The 17,089-nt window shown below is 56.2% G+C and carries 13 protein-coding genes; 6 read left to right on the forward strand and 7 right to left on the reverse strand.

Annotated features, from left to right (window positions below; translation table 11 throughout):
• Nucleotides 1-9: 9 nt before the first annotated feature.
• From panB to thpR, 7 genes are all read right to left on the reverse strand, one after another.
• Nucleotides 10-801, reverse strand: coding sequence for a 3-methyl-2-oxobutanoate hydroxymethyltransferase (panB, locus tag F3J30_RS16295; RefSeq protein WP_014068942.1), 792 nt, complete (start codon nucleotides 799-801; stop codon nucleotides 10-12).
• 121 nt (nucleotides 802-922) lie between these two features.
• Nucleotides 923-1,402, reverse strand: coding sequence for a 2-amino-4-hydroxy-6-hydroxymethyldihydropteridine diphosphokinase (gene folK, locus F3J30_RS16300; protein WP_166717902.1), 480 nt, complete (start codon nucleotides 1,400-1,402; stop codon nucleotides 923-925).
• A complete protein-coding gene (pcnB, locus tag F3J30_RS16305; protein ID WP_166717938.1) occupies nucleotides 1,399-2,796 on the reverse strand; it encodes a polynucleotide adenylyltransferase PcnB in 1,398 nt (465 codons plus the stop codon). The genes folK and pcnB overlap by 4 nt, the downstream gene beginning before the upstream one ends.
• Before the next feature lie 42 nt (nucleotides 2,797-2,838).
• Nucleotides 2,839-3,729, reverse strand: a complete 891-nt coding sequence (gluQRS, locus tag F3J30_RS16310) for a tRNA glutamyl-Q(34) synthetase GluQRS (RefSeq protein ID WP_166717903.1) — start codon at nucleotides 3,727-3,729, stop codon at nucleotides 2,839-2,841.
• A gap of 57 nt (nucleotides 3,730-3,786) precedes the next feature.
• Entirely contained in the window at nucleotides 3,787-4,242 is a 456-nt protein-coding gene (gene dksA, locus F3J30_RS16315) for an RNA polymerase-binding protein DksA (protein ID WP_001155232.1), read from the reverse strand.
• Nucleotides 4,243-4,419: 177 nt separating this feature from the next.
• A complete protein-coding gene (gene sfsA, locus F3J30_RS16320) occupies nucleotides 4,420-5,124 on the reverse strand; it encodes a DNA/RNA nuclease SfsA (protein WP_166717904.1) in 705 nt (234 codons plus the stop codon).
• Entirely contained in the window at nucleotides 5,114-5,668 is a 555-nt protein-coding gene (gene thpR, locus F3J30_RS16325) for an RNA 2',3'-cyclic phosphodiesterase (RefSeq protein ID WP_166717905.1), read from the reverse strand. Before thpR ends, sfsA begins: the two co-directional genes overlap by 11 nt.
• Nucleotides 5,669-5,741: 73 nt before the next feature.
• Here thpR and hrpB point away from each other — a divergent pair, with 73 nt between their 5' ends.
• The 6 genes from hrpB (at nucleotide 5,742) to fhuB (ending at nucleotide 17,012) form a co-directional block, all read left to right on the forward strand.
• The gene (hrpB, locus tag F3J30_RS16330) at nucleotides 5,742-8,171 is read left to right on the forward strand and encodes an ATP-dependent helicase HrpB (RefSeq protein WP_166717906.1); all 2,430 of its coding nucleotides are present in this window, start codon (nucleotides 5,742-5,744) and stop codon (nucleotides 8,169-8,171) included.
• 157 nt (nucleotides 8,172-8,328) lie between these two features.
• Nucleotides 8,329-10,851, forward strand: coding sequence for a bifunctional glycosyl transferase/transpeptidase (gene mrcB / locus F3J30_RS16335; protein ID WP_166717907.1), 2,523 nt, complete (start codon nucleotides 8,329-8,331; stop codon nucleotides 10,849-10,851).
• Nucleotides 10,852-11,087: 236 nt separating this feature from the next.
• Entirely contained in the window at nucleotides 11,088-13,298 is a 2,211-nt protein-coding gene (gene fhuA / locus F3J30_RS16340) for a ferrichrome porin FhuA (RefSeq protein ID WP_166717908.1), read from the forward strand.
• Nucleotides 13,299-13,348: 50 nt separating this feature from the next.
• A complete protein-coding gene (gene fhuC, locus F3J30_RS16345) occupies nucleotides 13,349-14,146 on the forward strand; it encodes a Fe3+-hydroxamate ABC transporter ATP-binding protein FhuC (protein WP_014068955.1) in 798 nt (265 codons plus the stop codon).
• Entirely contained in the window at nucleotides 14,146-15,033 is an 888-nt protein-coding gene (gene fhuD, locus F3J30_RS16350) for a Fe(3+)-hydroxamate ABC transporter substrate-binding protein FhuD (RefSeq protein ID WP_166717909.1), read from the forward strand. The genes fhuC and fhuD overlap by 1 nt, the downstream gene beginning before the upstream one ends.
• A complete protein-coding gene (fhuB, locus tag F3J30_RS16355; protein ID WP_166717910.1) occupies nucleotides 15,030-17,012 on the forward strand; it encodes a Fe(3+)-hydroxamate ABC transporter permease FhuB in 1,983 nt (660 codons plus the stop codon). Before fhuD ends, fhuB begins: the two co-directional genes overlap by 4 nt.
• The last annotated feature ends 77 nt before the right edge of the window (nucleotides 17,013-17,089 follow it).

A 17,089-nucleotide genomic window follows, 5' to 3' on the forward strand; every position in this document is an offset into this window, starting at 1 on the left:
CGAGACTCCTTAATGGAAACTGTGTTCTTCACCCGGATACACACCGGATTCAACGTCGGCAATATACTGCCTGACTGCCGCGCGCATGTCGCCCGCATCGGTCAGGAAATTTTTGGCAAATTTAGGGATATGCCCGCCAGTGATGCCAAACGCGTCATGCATGACCAGGATCTGACCATCGGTGACGTTGCCTGCGCCAATACCAATAACCGGAATGGAGAGCGCCTCGGTAATGCGTTTTGCCAGCTCGACAGGAACGCACTCCAGCACCAGTAGCTGCGCCCCCGCGGCTTCTAGCGCCACGGCATCATCAAACAGCGTCTGCGCGGCATCGCCGCGGCCTTGTACTTTGTAGCCGCCAAAGATGTTAACCGACTGCGGCGTCAGGCCCAGGTGCCCGCACACGGGCACGGCACGTTCGGTCAGCATTTTCACGGTGTCCACAAGCCAGGCACCGCCTTCGATTTTGACCATATTGGCGCCCGCGCGCATCACTGCCGCTGCATTTTCAAACGCCTGCTCAGGTGTGGCATAGGCCATAAACGGCAGGTCGGAAAGAAGCAGACAAGCCGGCGCACCACGGCGAACAGCGCGGGTGTGGTAGGCAATATCCTCTACCGTTACCGGCAGGGTGGAATCATGTCCCTGTACCGTCATCCCTAACGAGTCTCCGACTAGCATGACATTGATCCCTTCTTCGGCAAACAGTTTGGCGAAGCTGTAGTCATATGCAGTGATGGTAGCGAAGCGTCTCTTTTCCTGTTTGCATTTTTGCAGCAAGGAGATGGTGGTTGGTTTCATACGGTTTCCTGATAGCCAAAGCGAATCTTTGCGCATTCTATCAGTAACATTCGGGGGAACAATGATTTTAGGCAATCGATTAACCACAATTGTTTAGCGGTTAATCGATAAAAAAACGGGGTTACCAGCGGGCGGGTTTTTCCGCGTTAATGTTGTCCAGAATGGTTTTAAGGGAAATACCATCAGGGAAGGTCAGGTCTGGGGCAACTTCAAACAGCGGCCAGAGCATAAACCCGCGGTTTTTCATATCGTAATGCGGAACTGTCAGACGCTCGGTGGAAATGACGTCGTGGCCGAACAGCATAATATCGAGATCCAGTGTCCGTGGTCCCCAGCGTTCAGCTTTGCGAACGCGACCCTGCTGCAATTCGATTCGCTGGGTGTTGTCCAGCAGCGTTTCGGCGGTAAGGGCGGTTTCCAGCACCACGGCGGCATTCAGGTAATCGGGTTGATCCTGCGGCCCCAACGGGGGCGTGCGGTAGAACGAGGATACCGCGATGATGCGGCTTTCCGGGAGCTCGCCCAGCGCCTGAACGGCAGCATTCACCTGCTCCAGTGGAGAGGCGAGATTGCTGCCGATGGCGATATACGCAAGGGTCATGCCGTGCCTTCGCGACGTGGCGCGCGCTTACGCGGGCGACGGTGGCGACGACGTGGTTCTGGCTCTTCATCCAGACTGGTCAGCATCCCTTTTTGCTCAGGCGGTGCAGAGACCTGGAATTCGCCCCACCACTGTGCCAGGCGTTGCAATTCCTGATTCTTCTCAACTTCAGCGCGCAGGGATAACAGGTCGAACGCGGCGCGGAACTTAGGATGCTCCATCAGCTTCCAGGCGCGTTTACCCTGACGACGGGACATACGCAGCTGAAGCTGCCAGATATCACGCACCAGCGTGGTAATACGTTTTGGAATGGCCAGCGTCCGGCAGCCTTCGTCGAGCACGTCATTTGCGGCCAGCGCAAACGCATCGTAATAGGCCAGACCGCTTTCCTGGGCAATCTTCTGCGCGGTTTCCAGTAACGGATACCAGAACATGGCGGCAAACAGGAACGCCGGGTTCACGCGCATATCATTGTGAATGCGGGTGTCAGTATTCTTCAGCACCTGCGCAATAATGCGCTCCATCGGGCTGTCGCCATTTTCCGTGAAGTAACGGGTAATGGTCGGGAACAGCGGCTGGAACAGGCTGTATTCGCGCAGCAGGTTGTAGGTGTCGAACCCGTAACCGGCTTGCAGCAGTTTCAGCGCTTCTTCAAACAGGCGTGCAGGCGGGACATCGTTAATCAGCGTTGCCAGGCGCGGGATCGGCTCACCGGTTTCCGGGCTGATACGCATATTCAGCTTGGCAGCAAAACGTACGGCACGCAGCATTCGCACCGGATCTTCACGGTAGCGTGTTTCTGGCGTACCGATCAGGCGAATCAGACCGGCTTTCAGGTCCTGCATTCCACCCACGTAATCACGGACGGTGAAATCCGCCACGCTGTAATAAAGGCTGTTAATGGTGAAATCGCGACGCTGGGCATCTTCTTCAATAGAGCCAAAGATGTTGTCGCGAAGCAGCATTCCGTTCTGGCCGCGCTGAGACGTGGTTCGGTCTGCGGGGTTGCCTTCGTGATGACCACGGAAGGTGGCAACTTCAATAATTTCAGGCCCAAACATAACGTGAGCAAGACGGAAGCGGCGGCCCACCAGCCGGCAGTTGCGGAATAATTTACGCACCTGCTCCGGCGTGGCGCTGGTCGTCACGTCGAAATCTTTTGGTTTTTTGCCCAGCAGTAAATCGCGAACCCCACCGCCAACGAGATAGGCCTCGTAGCCTGCTTTATTCAAACGATAGAGCACCTTGAGGGCATTTTCACTGATATCTTTGCGAGAAATATTGTGCTGCTCACGCGGAATAACCGACATATGGGTTTGTGCAATAGCCTCTTCAGCCATGCTCTCTTCCCGGCTTAGCACCTTACGGCAAAAATTAGCGACTCGGGTAAAAATAGTACACCTCGTAGTGTGTTTTGTTATGAAAAAAGCGGCTAATCATAGCTCAGCATAACGCATTTGAGAATGCTGGATTTTTGGCACGGTTTTCAGTGTCCAGTTAGCAACGGCTAATTTCAGCAATTCATCAATACTCAGGTCCTGCCATTCGCTCGTTATATTCTGGTTGAGAAATCGCAGCGCGTCGATCAAAACGGGGCGCGGATCGCCCTCTGGTAGAGCAGGGGCGTGGTTTTGCTTCGACAGTTTATTTCCCTGCGCATTCAGCGCCAGCGGTAAATGAATATATTCCGGGGCAGCCCAGCCAAATTGTTGGTACAGCGATATTTGCCGTACCGTTGGCTCAATTAAGTCTGCGCCGCGAACTATTTCTGTCACTCCCTGAAAATGGTCGTCCACGACAACGGCTAAATTATAAGCAAATAAACCATCGCGACGGTGGATGATGAAATCCTCGCGCGCCAGGCGTTCATCTGCCTGAATGTCGCCCGATAATTGATCGTGGAAATGGGTCACAGGAAAATGCTGGACCAGGCGGACGGCGGCGTTTTCCGGGCCATGACCGAGCGTACGGCAATGGCCATCATAGACGCCGCCCACGCTCTGAATACGTGCGCGGGTACAGGTGCAATAGTACGAAAGCCCTTGCTCATAGAGCCAGGCCAGACGTTCGCGATAAGCATCGTGCCGTTTTGACTGCCAGAGAACGTCGCCGTCCCAGTGAAGGCCGTAATGTTCCAGCTGACGCAGGATCGTGTCTGCTGCACCGGGAACTTCACGCGGAGGATCAATATCTTCGATGCGGACACGCCAGACGCCCTGGTTTGCACGAGCTTGCAGGTAGCTGCCAAGGGCGGCTATTAAAGAGCCGAAGTGTAATTCACCGGAAGGAGATGGCGCAAAGCGCCCAATATAGTGTGATTCAGACATATCAACAGTAACAAGGCGGGAGAGACTCCCGCCTTTACAGTAAATACAGGGCTGGGATTAACCGGCCATCTGTTTTTCGCGGATTTCAGCCAGCGTTTTACAGTCGATGCACAGATCGGCGGTTGGACGCGCTTCCAGACGGCGAATACCGATTTCAACACCGCAGGATTCGCAGTATCCGAAATCTTCGTCCTCGACCTTTTTCAACGTTTTCTCGATCTTTTTGATCAGTTTGCGTTCGCGGTCACGGTTACGCAGTTCGAGGCTGAACTCTTCTTCCTGAGCGGCACGGTCTACCGGGTCCGGGAAGTTTGCAGCTTCATCCTGCATATGTGTAACGGTGCGATCGACTTCATCCCTGAGTTGATTACGCCATGCTTCAAGAATACGCTTGAAGTGCGACAGCTGGGCTTCGTTCATATACTCTTCGCCCGGTTTCTCTTGATACGGCTCCACCCCAGCGATGGCGAGAATACTCAGGGACGATGTTTTACGGTTTTGCCCTTCTTGCATGTTGCTTCTCCTTAACACGCACTATCGATCCCCGTGTTGGGGGAAAAATCAGGTCGCTATAAATAGCAGATGCTTTTCCGAATGGCAATTATCTATACGTAACACTTGACAAGCCTGTGAGGAAAAGCGTATTTGCGCACGCGACCAGAACACATAATAATCAATCGACTACTCCCTTTATAAGACCACGGGGAGAGAGGATCTCAGAGTCATATTATCGGCAGAAAGTTCCGCTTTATAAGCGAAAACCTCCACCCCCTGCTTTTGTGCCTCATTCAACAATTGCGCGTATTTGGGATCGATATGACGGGCAGGAGAAAATCGTTCAATTGCCGAGTGCAATACCGCAAACAGCAATACGGCGCGCTTGCCCGCCGCCGCAACACTCATCAACTCCCGCAGATGCTTTTGTCCACGTAGCGTTACTGCATCCGGGAAGTAGCCGTTTTCATGTTCCGCTAACGTCACTGATTTTACTTCAATATAGCACTCAGGACGATCTTCCGCCTGTAACATAAAGTCAATTCTGCTGCCTTCTTCGCCATATTTCACTTCGCTTTTTTGAACGCTGTAACCCACAAGTTCAGGAATATTCCCTTCAATCAGAGCTTCCTTAACTAATTGGTTCGCTCGCAACGTGTTGACACAAATAAATGCCCCTTGTTGCGTCTGCGTCATCTCCCAGGTATGGGGATATTTGCGTTTAGTATTTTCTGATGTCGAATACCAGACAGTGTCACCGGGGGTTGCGCATCCGGTCATTGCACCGGTATTGGGGCAGTGCAGCGTCAGTTGCTCTCCTTCAGGCGTCACAACGTCCGCGAGAAAGCGTTTGTAGCGTTGAATGAGCGTGGCGTGTTGCAGCGCGGGGCTAAACTTCATCGGAATTCCTTAAGGTGTCGCCCAGCGTCCAGCGCTGTAAAGGCGTGTATCGGGTGCGTCCTTGTGCAAAGACAGATTCATAAAGCGCGAACGTCGTCACCGGAAAAGACCAGTGGAAACCCGGCGGCGGAATGGCCACGGCATGGCTGGCGTCGCGCAGCAGGGTGATGTGGGGATGAAAAGGCTGCGGGCTTTGGTAGCAACCGCTGCGCGCGGCCTGTGCCCGGAGCATGTTGGCCAGCTGCAACAAACCGCGGGGCGGCTGGCGAGTCCCGAGCCATACCACGCGGGAGCGCAGCCACTGGCCGGCATCATCCAGGTGCAGCGTAAAACCGGGCTGGCTAATACGTCCGGCCATCGACGCTAAGGCGCGCTGTTTTTCAACGCTGACATCGCCCAGAAAGGCCAGCGTTATGTGCAGGTTTGCCGCGGCAACAGGTCGGCCCGCTTCTTGTGGGAACTGGCTTGCCCGCCAGCGAACAATCTGGCGCTGAATAGTTGGGGGCAGCTCAATGGCGAAAAACAGTCGTTTCGACTCAGACATACGGGGGACTCGGTAATGATATGTGGCGATGCTACAATGTACGCCGACTAATGTTAACCCTCTGGAGCTGTTAGTGTCCTCATTGCCAGTCGCCGTCGTACTTCCTGAGCTGCTTGCTGCTTTACAACATGCCCCGCAGGTATTGCTCAACGCGCCCACGGGGGCGGGAAAATCAACCTGGCTGCCGCTACAGATCCTCAAAGACGCAAATCTGCACGGGAAAATCATCCTGCTGGAGCCGCGAAGACTGGCTGCGCGCAATGTGGCACAGCGTCTGGCAGAGCTGCTGAACGAAAAACCGGGTGAAACGGTGGGCTATCGAATGCGTGCCGAAACCTGCGTTGGCCCGGCCACGCGGCTGGAAGTGGTCACCGAAGGTATTCTCACCCGGATGCTGCAAAACGATCCTGAACTCACCGGCATCAGTCTGGTCATTCTGGATGAATTCCATGAGCGTAGCCTACAGGCCGATTTGGCCCTGGCACTGCTGCTGGATGTGCAGCAAGGGCTGCGCGACGACCTCAAACTGCTGATTATGTCGGCCACGCTGGATAACGAGCGATTACAACAAGCCTTACCTGATGCACCGGTTATCGCCTCTGCCGGGCGCGCTTTCCCGGTTGAACGTCGATATCAGCCGCTGGCCACGCATCAGCGTTTTGACGAAGCCGTCGCGATTGCCACCGCAGATCTCCTGCGACAGGAGCCGGGCTCGCTGCTGCTGTTTTTACCCGGGATGGGGGAAATCCAGCGCGTGCAGGAACAGCTGGCAACCCGCGTGGGAAGCGATGTGGCGCTCTGCCCGCTGTACGGTGCGTTGTCGTTAAATGAACAGCGTAAGGCTATCCTTCCTGCCCCAGCCGGCCAGCGTAAAGTGGTGTTGGCAACCAATATTGCCGAAACCAGTTTGACCATTGAAGGTATTCGTCTGGTGGTGGATTGCGCCCAGGAGCGCGTCGCCAGTTTTGATCCGCGTACCGGGCTGACAAAGCTGCTTACGCAACGGATAAGCCAGGCATCGATGATCCAGCGGGCTGGGCGCGCAGGGCGACTGGAGCCCGGGATCTGTTTGCATCTCACCAGCGCAGAACAGGCCGAGCGTGCGGTGCAGCAAAGTACGCCTGAGATTCTACAAAGCGATCTTTCCGGCCTGGTCATGGAGCTGTTGCAGTGGGGCTGCCCGGATCCGGCTCAACTGACCTGGCTGAATCCGCCACCGGCGGTGAATCTGACGGCCGCCCGTACCTTGCTGACCCGGCTGGATGCGCTGGATGGCAGCCGCTTAACGGCGCAGGGGAAGAAAATGGCCGCGCTGGGCAATGAGCCTCGTCTGGCTGCCATGCTGGTAGCGGCAAAAGATGATGATGACATTGCCACGGCGGCAAAGCTGGCGGCGATTCTGGAGGAGCCACCGCGTGGCGGAAACAGCGACCTGGCCATAGCGTTTTCACGCAACCAGCCAAACTGGCAGCAGCGGACGCAGCAGCTTTGCCGGCGGCTCAACAGCCGTGGCGGAACACCAGACAGCAGCCGTATTGCCAGCGCGCTGGCGCAGGCGTTCCCGGACAGAATCGCCCGGCGTCGCGGGCTGGACGGGCGTTACCAGCTGGCTAACGGCATGGGGGCGATGCTGGACAGTGATGATGCTCTGACCCGGCACGAATGGCTTATCGCGCCGCTCTTATTGCAGGGCAGCCACTCCCCGGACGCGCGGATCTTACAGGCCATTGCGGTCGATATTGATGCCCTGACGCGGACGTGTCCGCAATTGCTTCAACAATCCGATACCGTTGAATGGGATGATGCGCAGGGGACGCTGAAGGCGTTTCGTCGCAGCCAGATTGGCAAACTCACCCTCGGCACAAAACCGCTGGCCAAACCGTCAGAAGACGAGCTGCATCAGGCAATGCTTAACGGCATTCGGGAAAAGGGGCTGAGCGTGCTGAACTGGACGCCAGAGGCTGAACAGTATCGCATTCGCCTGCACTGTGCGGCGCAGTGGCTGCCGGAGGATGACTGGCCCGCGGTTGATGATGAGACGCTTCTGGCTTCTCTGGAGCGCTGGCTACTGCCGCAAATGAGCGGTGTACACTCGCTGAAGGCGCTAAAAGCTCTGGATGTTAAGGACGCGTTACATAATTTACTGGACTGGTCATTACGTCAACGTCTGGATAGTGAACTGCCTGGGCATTACACTGTGCCGACCGGAAGCCGGATTGCTATTCGTTATCACGAAGATAATCCCCCTGCGCTGGCCGTCAGGATGCAGGAGATGTTCGGCGAGGCGCAAACACCGTCCATTGCAAAAGGGCGTGTGTCACTGGTGCTGGAGCTGCTGTCTCCTGCGCACCGGCCTTTGCAGATAACCCGCGACCTGAGCGCGTTTTGGGCGGGGAGTTACCGTGAAGTGCAAAAAGAGATGAAGGGGCGTTACCCCAAACACGTATGGCCGGATGACCCGGCGAATACGGCGCCGACAAGGCGGACGAAGAAATATTCGTGAAAGGGGAGTGCGGCCTGAATAGTGCGGCCTGATGCCCTCACCCCGGCCCTCTCCCACAGGGAGAGGGGGAAAACAATTTTGAGAGATTTCTTCTTTCACAGGTGAGTGGAAGAAAAGAGAATCTGGCCTTTGCGCCTGAATGTTGCGGAGAAAAAGCATGGCGGGGAATGACCGCGAGCCAATAGGACGTAAAGGGAAACCTGCGCGTCCGGCGAAAGAAAAGGTGAGCCGTCGTCGTAAAGATGAAGATTACGATGATGACTATGAAGACGATTATGAGGATGAAGATCCGATGCCGCGTAAAGGAAAAGGCAAAGGGCGTAAGCCTCGTGGAAAACGCGGCTGGTTCTGGCTGTTGGTGAAGCTGTTCATTGTTTTTGTTGTTCTGATGGCTATCTACGGCGTCTATCTGGATCAGAAGATCCGCAGCCGTATCGACGGTAAAGTCTGGCAGTTGCCTGCTGCAGTGTATGGTCGCATGGTGAACCTTGAGCCAGATATGTCGATCAGCAAGAACGAGATGGTGAAACTGCTTGAAGCCACACAGTATCGTCAGGTGTCGAAGATGACCCGTCCTGGCGAATTTACCGTGCAGGCGAAAAGCATCGAAATGATCCGCCGTCCGTTCGATTTCCCGGACAGTAAAGAAGGCCAGGTGCGTGCGCGTCTGACTTTTGATGGCGATCGTCTGGACACTATCGAGAACATGGATAGCAACCGCCAGTTTGGTTTCTTCCGACTCGATCCGCGTCTTATCACCATGCTCTCTTCTGCGAATGGCGAACAGCGCCTGTTCGTGGCACGTAACGGTTTCCCGGATCTGCTGGTGGATACACTGCTGGCAACTGAAGACCGTCACTTCTACGAGCATGACGGTATCAGCCTTTACTCCATCGGTCGTGCGGTGCTGGCCAACCTGACTGCCGGACGTACGGTGCAGGGGGCGAGTACCTTGACCCAGCAGCTGGTGAAGAACCTGTTCCTCTCCAGCGAGCGCTCCTACTGGCGTAAAGCTAACGAAGCGTACATGGCTGTGTTGATGGATGCGCGCTACAGCAAGGATCGTATTCTTGAGCTGTATATGAACGAGGTGTACCTCGGTCAGAGCGGTGATAACGAAATCCGCGGCTTCCCGCTGGCGAGCCTGTACTACTTTGGCCGCCCGGTTGAAGAGCTGAGCCTCGACCAGCAGGCGCTGCTTGTGGGCATGGTTAAAGGTGCGTCCATCTATAACCCGTGGCGTAATCCGAAGCTGGCGCTGGAGCGTCGTAACCTGGTGCTGCGTTTGCTGCAACAACAGCAGGTTATCGATCAGGAGCTGTACGACATGCTGAGCGCTCGCCCTCTGGGTGTGCAGCCGCGCGGTGGTGTTATCTCTCCTCAGCCAGCCTTTATGCAGATGGTTCGCCAGGAATTGCAAAGCAAGCTCGGCGATAAAGTGAAAGATCTCTCCGGCGTGAAGATCTTTACCACTTTCGATTCAGTGGCTCAGGATGCGGCGGAAAAAGCGGCCGTTGACGGTATTCCGGCACTGAAAAAACAGCGCAAGCTGAGTGACCTTGAAACCGCAATGGTGGTGGTTGACCGTAACACTGGCGAAGTTCGCGCGATGGTGGGCGGGGCAGAGCCGCAGTTTGCGGGTTATAACCGTGCCATGCAGGCGCGTCGTTCGATTGGTTCTCTGGCAAAACCAGCAACCTATCTCACCGCGCTCAGCCAGCCAAATCAGTACCGTCTGAACACCTGGATTGCCGATGCGCCAATCTCCCTGCGCCAGCCTAATGGCCAGGTGTGGTCGCCGCAGAACGATGACAAACAGTTCAGTGGTCAGGTCATGCTGGTGGATGCTCTGACGCGTTCCATGAACGTGCCAACGGTGAACCTGGGTATGGCGCTGGGCCTGCCAGCGATTACAGATACCTGGCAGAAGCTTGGTGTGCCTAAAGAGCAGCTGAACCCGGTTCCGGCGATGATCCTCGGTGCGCTGAACCTGACGCCAATCGAAGTGGCGCAGGCGTTCCAGACCATCGCCAGTGGCGGTAACCGGGCGCAACTTTCCGCCCTGCGTTCAGTCATTGCTGAAGATGGTTCTGTACTGTATCAGAGCTTCCCGCAGGCGGAGCGCGCGGTTCCGGCGCAGGCAGCCTACATGACACTCTGGACCATGCAGCAGGTTGTGCAGCGTGGTACGGGGCGCCAGTTGGGTGCTAAGTACCCTGGCCTGCATCTTGCAGGTAAAACCGGGACCACCAACAACAACGTCGATACCTGGTTTGCCGGTATTGATGGCCGTGAAGTGGTGATCACCTGGGTAGGGCGCGACAACAACCAGCCGACCAAGCTGTACGGCGCGAGCGGGGCGATGTCGATTTACCAGCGTTATCTGGCAAATCAGTCACCGGTACCGCTGAATCTGGTTGCACCGGAAGATGTCGTTGATATGGGTGTGGATGATTCCGGTAACTTTGTCTGTGGCGGCGGCGTGCGTTCATTGCCTGTCTGGACAACAAACCCGGATTCACTGTGCCAGCAAAGCCAGCCTCAGCAGCCGACGGGCAACCCGTTTGAGCAATCGTCTCAGCCGCAACAGCCGCAGCAACAACCGGCCCAGCAGCAGAATGAGAAGAAAGACAGCGATGGCGTCGCTGGCTGGATTAAAGATATGTTCGGCAGTAACTAACACCTTCAATACCCCCTTCCACGGAAGGGGGTATTTTTTCACCTGTATCCCTCATTTTGTTAACCCCAGTTTTAACTCTGATTAACCCTTCGTTTTCTCTTGATTAATTCTTAAACCCTTAATTCTTGTAGGGCCGCATACTGCTTGCTATACCGCCAGCGTTTCGCCTATTATGCTGCGGTCATAATAATAATTCTCGTTTACGTTATCATTCACTTTTACATCAGAGATTCAACATGGCGCTTTCCAATACTGCTCAGCCAATCAACACGTCGCTGCGTAAAATCGCAGTTGTCGTAGCCACAGCGGTTGCCGGCATGTCTGCTTATGCACACGCAGCCGAAACACCGAAAAAAGAAGAAACTATTACCGTTACTGCCGCGCCGGCTGCACAGGAAAGTGCCTGGGGCCCAGCTCCAACGATTGCGGCAAAACGCACCGCAACGGCGACCAAAACCGATACACCTATTGAGAAAACCCCGCAGTCTATTTCCGTGGTGACACGTGAAGAGATGGACATGAAACAGCCGGGTACGGTGAAGCAGGCGCTGGCCTATACGCCGAGCGTTTTTGCGACCCGCGGTGCATCTACCACCTATGACGTGGTTTCTATCCGTGGTTTCACCACCTCCAGTACCGTCAATACCAACCAATATCTGGACGGGATGAAGCTACAGGGCGATAACTATTCTGAAGCGTCCATGGATCCCTATTTCCTGGAGCGCGTTGAACTGCTGCGTGGCCCGACCTCCGTGCTGTACGGCAAAAGCCACCCGGGTGGCGTGGTGAGCATGGTCAGCAAGCGACCAACGACCGAGCCTCTGAAAGAAATTCAGTTCAAAATGGGCACCGATAACCTGTGGCAAACCGGGTTTGACTTTAGCGATGCCATTGATGACAACGGCGTGTGGTCCTACCGCCTGACCGGTCTGGGACGCAGTGAAAATGCGCAGCAGGAGATGGTGAAATCCACCCGCTATGCCATTGCCCCTTCCTTTAGCTGGCGCCCTGACGACAAAACAGATTTCACTTTCCTGAGCAACTTCCAGAGCGATCCGGATGCGGGTTATTACGGCTGGTTGCCGCGTGAAGGTACCGTTGTGCCTTACTATGATGCCAACGGCAAAGCGCACAAGTTGCCGACCGATTTCAACGAAGGCGAGGAAGATAACAAAATCTCCCGTCGTCAGAAAATGGTGGGCTACAGCTTCTCGCATCAGTTCGACGACACCTTTACCGTGCGTCAAAACCTGCGTTACACCAAAATCAATACGCTTTATCGTTCTGTCTACGGTAATGGCTATATTGCACCGGCACAAATCAGCCGCGCATACGTCCGCTCAGATGAAGATCTTAACTCCTTCACCGTTGATACTCAGCTTCAGTCCAAATTTGCGACCGGCGCCGTTGATCATACCCTGTTAACGGGTGTCGATTACCTTCGTATGCGTAATGACATTGATGCTGACTACGGCTCAGCTGACCCGATCAGCATGACGAAGCCTGCGTATGGCAACCCAAATGTTGACGTCTACTACCTGTACAAAGTGCTTAACCGTCAGGAACAAACTGGCCTGTATGCTCAGGACCAGGCTGAATGGGATAAGTGGGTGCTGACCATGGGTGGCCGCTACGACTTCGCTAAAACTTCTGCGCTGACTCGTACCACCGGAACCACCGCAGAAATTAACGATCAGGCATTCACCTGGCGTGGCGGTATTAACTACCTGTTCGACAACGGTATCACGCCGTACTTCAGCTACAGCGAATCCTTCGAGCCGATTTCAGGAACCACGCAGGGCGGTAAACCGTTCGATCCGGCGCGCGGCAAGCAGTACGAAGTGGGTGTGAAATACGTACCGAAAGATCTTCCGGTTGTCGTGACGGCGGCGGTGTACCAGCTGACCAAAAACAACAACCTGACGGCCGACCCGGCGAACCCAACCAGCGGCTTTAGCGTGCAGGGCGGTGAAATTCGTTCGCGTGGTTTCGAACTTGAAGCTAAGGCAGCCGTCAATGCCAACATCGATGTCACGGCATCTTATAGCTTCACCGATGCTGAATACACCCACGATACCTGGTATGAAGGTCGTCGTCCGGCGGAAGTACCACGTAACATGGCCTCCCTGTGGGCGGATTATACCTTCCACGAAACGGCACTGAGCGGCCTGACCGTTGGTGCGGGTACCCGTTACATTGGTAACACGGTATCCTACTATTCCGCGGCATCTTCAAAAGCTTACCAGTCATTTAACGTTGCAGGTTATGCCCTGGCAGATGCAACCGTGAAATACGATCTGGCGCGCTTTGGCCTGCCTGGCTCTTCCGTTGGCGTCAACGTGAATAACATCTTTGACCGTGAGTATGTCTCCAGCTGCTATAGCGAATACGCTTGCTACTGGGGCGCAGGACGCCAGGTTGTGGCTACCGCGACCTTCCGCTTCTAATCTCTCTTTGGGCACGGTTCGCCGTGCCCTGTTTATTTAAGTTGGCTGACATGCAGGATATTAAGACGCAATCCGACACCACTTTTACGCTCAATCATCTCTCCTTTCGCGTACCCGGGCGCACCTTGCTGCATCCGCTCTCTCTGACGTTCCCCGCAGGCAAAGTCACTGGGCTCATTGGCCACAATGGTTCCGGTAAATCAACGTTACTCAAGATGCTCGGGCGCCATCAGCCCCCTTCAGAGGGTGACATTCTGCTGGACGAACAACCGCTTGATAGCTGGAACAGCAAAGCCTTCGCCCGCAAGGTGGCCTATCTGCCGCAGCAGTTGCCGCAGGCTGAAGGGATGACGGTGCGTGAACTGGTGGCGATTGGGCGTTATCCGTGGCACGGCGCTCTCGGGCGTTTTGGCGTGGCCGACAGAGAGAAAGTCGAAGAGGCCATCGCGCTGGTCGGATTAAAACCGCTGGCGCACCGCCTGGTGGACAGCCTTTCCGGCGGTGAACGTCAGCGCGCGTGGATTGCGATGCTGGTCGCCCAGGACAGCCGCTGCCTGCTGCTTGATGAACCGACCTCTGCGCTGGATATTGCGCACCAGGTCGACGTGCTGGCGCTGGTGCATCGCTTAAGCCAGCAGCGTGGTCTGACGGTGATTGCCGTATTGCACGATATCAACATGGCGGCACGTTACTGCGACTACCTTGTCGCGCTGCGTGGTGGAGAGATGATCGCTCAGGGCACACCGTCTGAACTGATGCGTAGCGAAACGTTAGAGCACATCTACGGTATTCCAATGGGTATTTTGCCTCACCCTGCCGGGGCTGCACCGGTGAGCTTCGTGTACTGATGCTGGACTCAATGATTAGCCGCCGTCGCTTACTGACGGCGATGGCGCTCTCACCGCTGCTGTTAAAAATGAACACGGCGCGGGCTGCCGCGATCGACCCCCATCGTATAGTGGCGCTGGAATGGCTGCCGGTTGAGCTGATGCTGGCGCTGGGCGTTACGCCGTATGGCGTTGCCGATATCCCCAACTACAACCTGTGGGTGAACGAGCCAAAACTGCCTGCGTCGGTTATTGATATTGGCCTGCGAACGGAGCCAAACCTCGAACTGCTCACGCAGATGAAACCTTCATTTCTGTTCTGGTCTGCGGGATATGGCCCGTCGGAAGCGACAATGGCGCGCATTGCGCCCGGGCGCGGTTTTTCCTTCAGCGATGGCAAAAAGCCGCTAACAATGGCGAAAAATTCCGTCAACGAGATGGCGCGCTTCCTGAACCGCGAGGCGGCAGCGAAACAGCATCTCGACGAATTCGATGCCCTGATTGATAGCCTGAAACCACGCTTTGCTCACCGCGGTGAACGCCCGCTGCTGATGGTAACCCTGCTGGATGCCCGTCATATGCTGGTGTTTGGGCAAAACTGCCTGTTCCAGGAAGTGCTTGATAGCTTTGGTATTCGCAACGCCTGGGATGGGGAAATGACCTTCTGGGGCAGCACGACCGTTGGGATCGATCGCCTGGCGGCGTTTCGCGATGTGGATGTGCTGTGTTTTGATCACGGCAACGAACGAGAAATGCAAAAACTGATGTCTACCCCGCTCTGGCAGGCCATGCCGTTTGTACGCGAGCAGCGATTCCAGCAGGTTCCGGCGGTGTGGTTCTACGGTGCAACGCTTTCGGCCATGCACTTTGCCCGTGTACTGGATGGCGCGCTGGGAGGCAAAGCATGAGTTCGCGTATCGCGCGTTTTCCCGCGCTGTTGCTGACGGCCATTTTCCTTGTCGCACTGGCATTAACCGGGTTCAACCTGTCAACGGCACTCCCGCGTGAGCAGTGGGGCGCGGCGCTGGTTGCGCCAGATATCGACAATATTCAGCAAATGCTCTTCCACTACAGCCTGTTGCCGCGTCTGGCCATTTCACTGTTGGTGGGGGCAGGACTGGGGCTGGTGGGCGTCTTATTCCAGCAGGTCTTGCGTAACCCACTGGCAGAGCCAACCACGCTAGGCGTGGCGACAGGTGCCCAGCTTGGGATCACCATTACGACACTGTGGGCGTTGCCCGGCGCGTTAACCTCGCAATTTGCTGCGCTGGCGGGCGCATGTGTGGTGGGTGCGCTGGTCTTTGGCGTGGCCTGGGGGAAACGTCTTTCACCGGTCACGCTGATCCTGGCCGGGCTGGTGGTCAGCCTTTACTGTGGGGCGATCAATCAGCTGCTGGTGCTGTTCCATCACGACCAGCTGCAAAGTATGTTCTTGTGGAGTACCGGCACCCTGACCCAGACTGACTGGAGCGTTGTTGAGCGCCTGTGGCCGCAGCTGATTGGCGGTGTGCTGCTGACCCTGCTGCTGCTGCGTCCGTTAACGCTGATGGGGCTGGATGACGGCGTGGCGCGCAACCTGGGCCTGGCGTTATCGCTGGCGCGTCTGGCGGCACTGACGCTGGCGATTGTGCTCAGCGCGTTGCTGGTTAATGCGGTGGGGATTATCGGGTTTATCGGGCTGTTTGCGCCGCTGCTGGCGAAGATGCTCGGTGCACGGCGTCTGCTGGCGCGTCTGATGCTGGCCCTGCTGATTGGTGCACTGATCCTCTGGCTTTCCGATCAAATTATTCTCTGGCTGGCGCGCGTCTGGATGGAGGTGTCCACCGGTTCGGTGACGGCGCTTATCGGCGCGCCGCTGCTGCTGTGGTTGCTGCCGCGCCTGCGCAGCATCAGCGCCCCGGCAATGGATGCGGGCGATAAAGTGTATGCTGAGCGTCAGTCGGTGCTGTGGTTTAGCCTGGCGGGCCTGGCCGTGCTGCTGCTGGCTTCCTTTGCAGCGCTCTCTTTGGGGCGCGATGCAACAGGCTGGCACTGGGCCACGGGTGATTTGCTCAATGAACTGCTGCAATGGCGCTGGCCGCGCATCTTCGCGGCACTTATCGCTGGTGTGATGCTGGCTGTAGCGGGGTGCATTATCCAGCGTCTGACGGGTAACCCAATGGCGAGCCCGGAAGTACTGGGGATCAGCTCTGGCGCGGCGTTTGGCGTGGTGTTGATGCTGTTCCTGGTGCCGGGGAATGCCTTCGGCTGGTTAATGCCTGCGGGGAGTATGGGCGCGGCGGCCACGCTGCTGGTCATTCTGGTCGCTTCCGGGCGTGGCGGATTTTCCCCGCACCGTATGCTGCTTGCCGGGATGGCGCTCAGCACCGCGTTTACGATGCTACTCATGATGCTTCAGGCAAGTGGCGATCCCCGCATGGCGCAGATCCTGACCTGGATTTCCGGTTCAACCTATAGCGCCACTGGCAGCCAGGTGGTTCACACCGGTCTGGTCATGATTGTGTTGCTGGCGATTGTACCGCTGTGTCGCCGCTGGATGACTATCCTGCCACTGGGTGGTGAAACCGCCCGTGCGGTGGGATTGGCACTGACGCCAACGCGCGTGGCTCTGCTGCTGCTGGCAGCATGTCTGACGGCAACGGCCACCATGACCATAGGCCCATTGAGTTTTGTGGGGTTGATGGCGCCGCATATCGCCCGAATGATGGGGTTCCGCCGGACAATGCCGCATATCGTGATGTCTGCTCTGACGGGTGGGGTGATGTTGGTCTTTGCGGACTGGTGCGGCAGGATGGTGCTGTTCCCGTATCAGATCCCGGCAGGGCTGCTTTCCACCTTTATCGGCGCGCCATACTTTATTTATCTGCTCAGGAAGCAGAGTCGATAGTTAGTGCGGCCTGATGCCCTCACCCCAGCCCTCTCCCACGGGGAGAGGGTTCATATCGTAGGCCGGGTAAGCGTTAG

The organism is Enterobacter sp. Tr-810 (genome assembly GCF_011752765.1).
Classification (GTDB): Bacteria; Pseudomonadota; Gammaproteobacteria; order Enterobacterales; family Enterobacteriaceae; genus Enterobacter; species Enterobacter soli.

What these genes read in the sequence shown, in the direction of transcription:
- panB (WP_014068942.1), bottom strand. Translation starts at nt 801, where the DNA reads ATGAAACCAACCACCATCTCCTTGCTGCAAAAATGCAAACAGGAAAAG.
- dksA (WP_001155232.1), bottom strand. Translation starts at nt 4,242, where the DNA reads ATGCAAGAAGGGCAAAACCGTAAAACATCGTCCCTGAGTATTCTCGCC.
- mrcB (WP_166717907.1), top strand. Translation starts at nt 8,329, where the DNA reads ATGGCGGGGAATGACCGCGAGCCAATAGGACGTAAAGGGAAACCTGCG.
- fhuD (WP_166717909.1), top strand. Translation starts at nt 14,146, where the DNA reads ATGCTGGACTCAATGATTAGCCGCCGTCGCTTACTGACGGCGATGGCG.
- gluQRS (WP_166717903.1), bottom strand. Translation starts at nt 3,729, where the DNA reads ATGTCTGAATCACACTATATTGGGCGCTTTGCGCCATCTCCTTCCGGT.
- thpR (WP_166717905.1), bottom strand. Translation starts at nt 5,668, where the DNA reads ATGTCTGAGTCGAAACGACTGTTTTTCGCCATTGAGCTGCCCCCAACT.
- sfsA (WP_166717904.1), bottom strand. Translation starts at nt 5,124, where the DNA reads ATGAAGTTTAGCCCCGCGCTGCAACACGCCACGCTCATTCAACGCTAC.
- fhuB (WP_166717910.1), top strand. Translation starts at nt 15,030, where the DNA reads ATGAGTTCGCGTATCGCGCGTTTTCCCGCGCTGTTGCTGACGGCCATT.
- fhuA (WP_166717908.1), top strand. Translation starts at nt 11,088, where the DNA reads ATGGCGCTTTCCAATACTGCTCAGCCAATCAACACGTCGCTGCGTAAA.
- folK (WP_166717902.1), bottom strand. Translation starts at nt 1,402, where the DNA reads ATGACCCTTGCGTATATCGCCATCGGCAGCAATCTCGCCTCTCCACTG.
- fhuC (WP_014068955.1), top strand. Translation starts at nt 13,349, where the DNA reads ATGCAGGATATTAAGACGCAATCCGACACCACTTTTACGCTCAATCAT.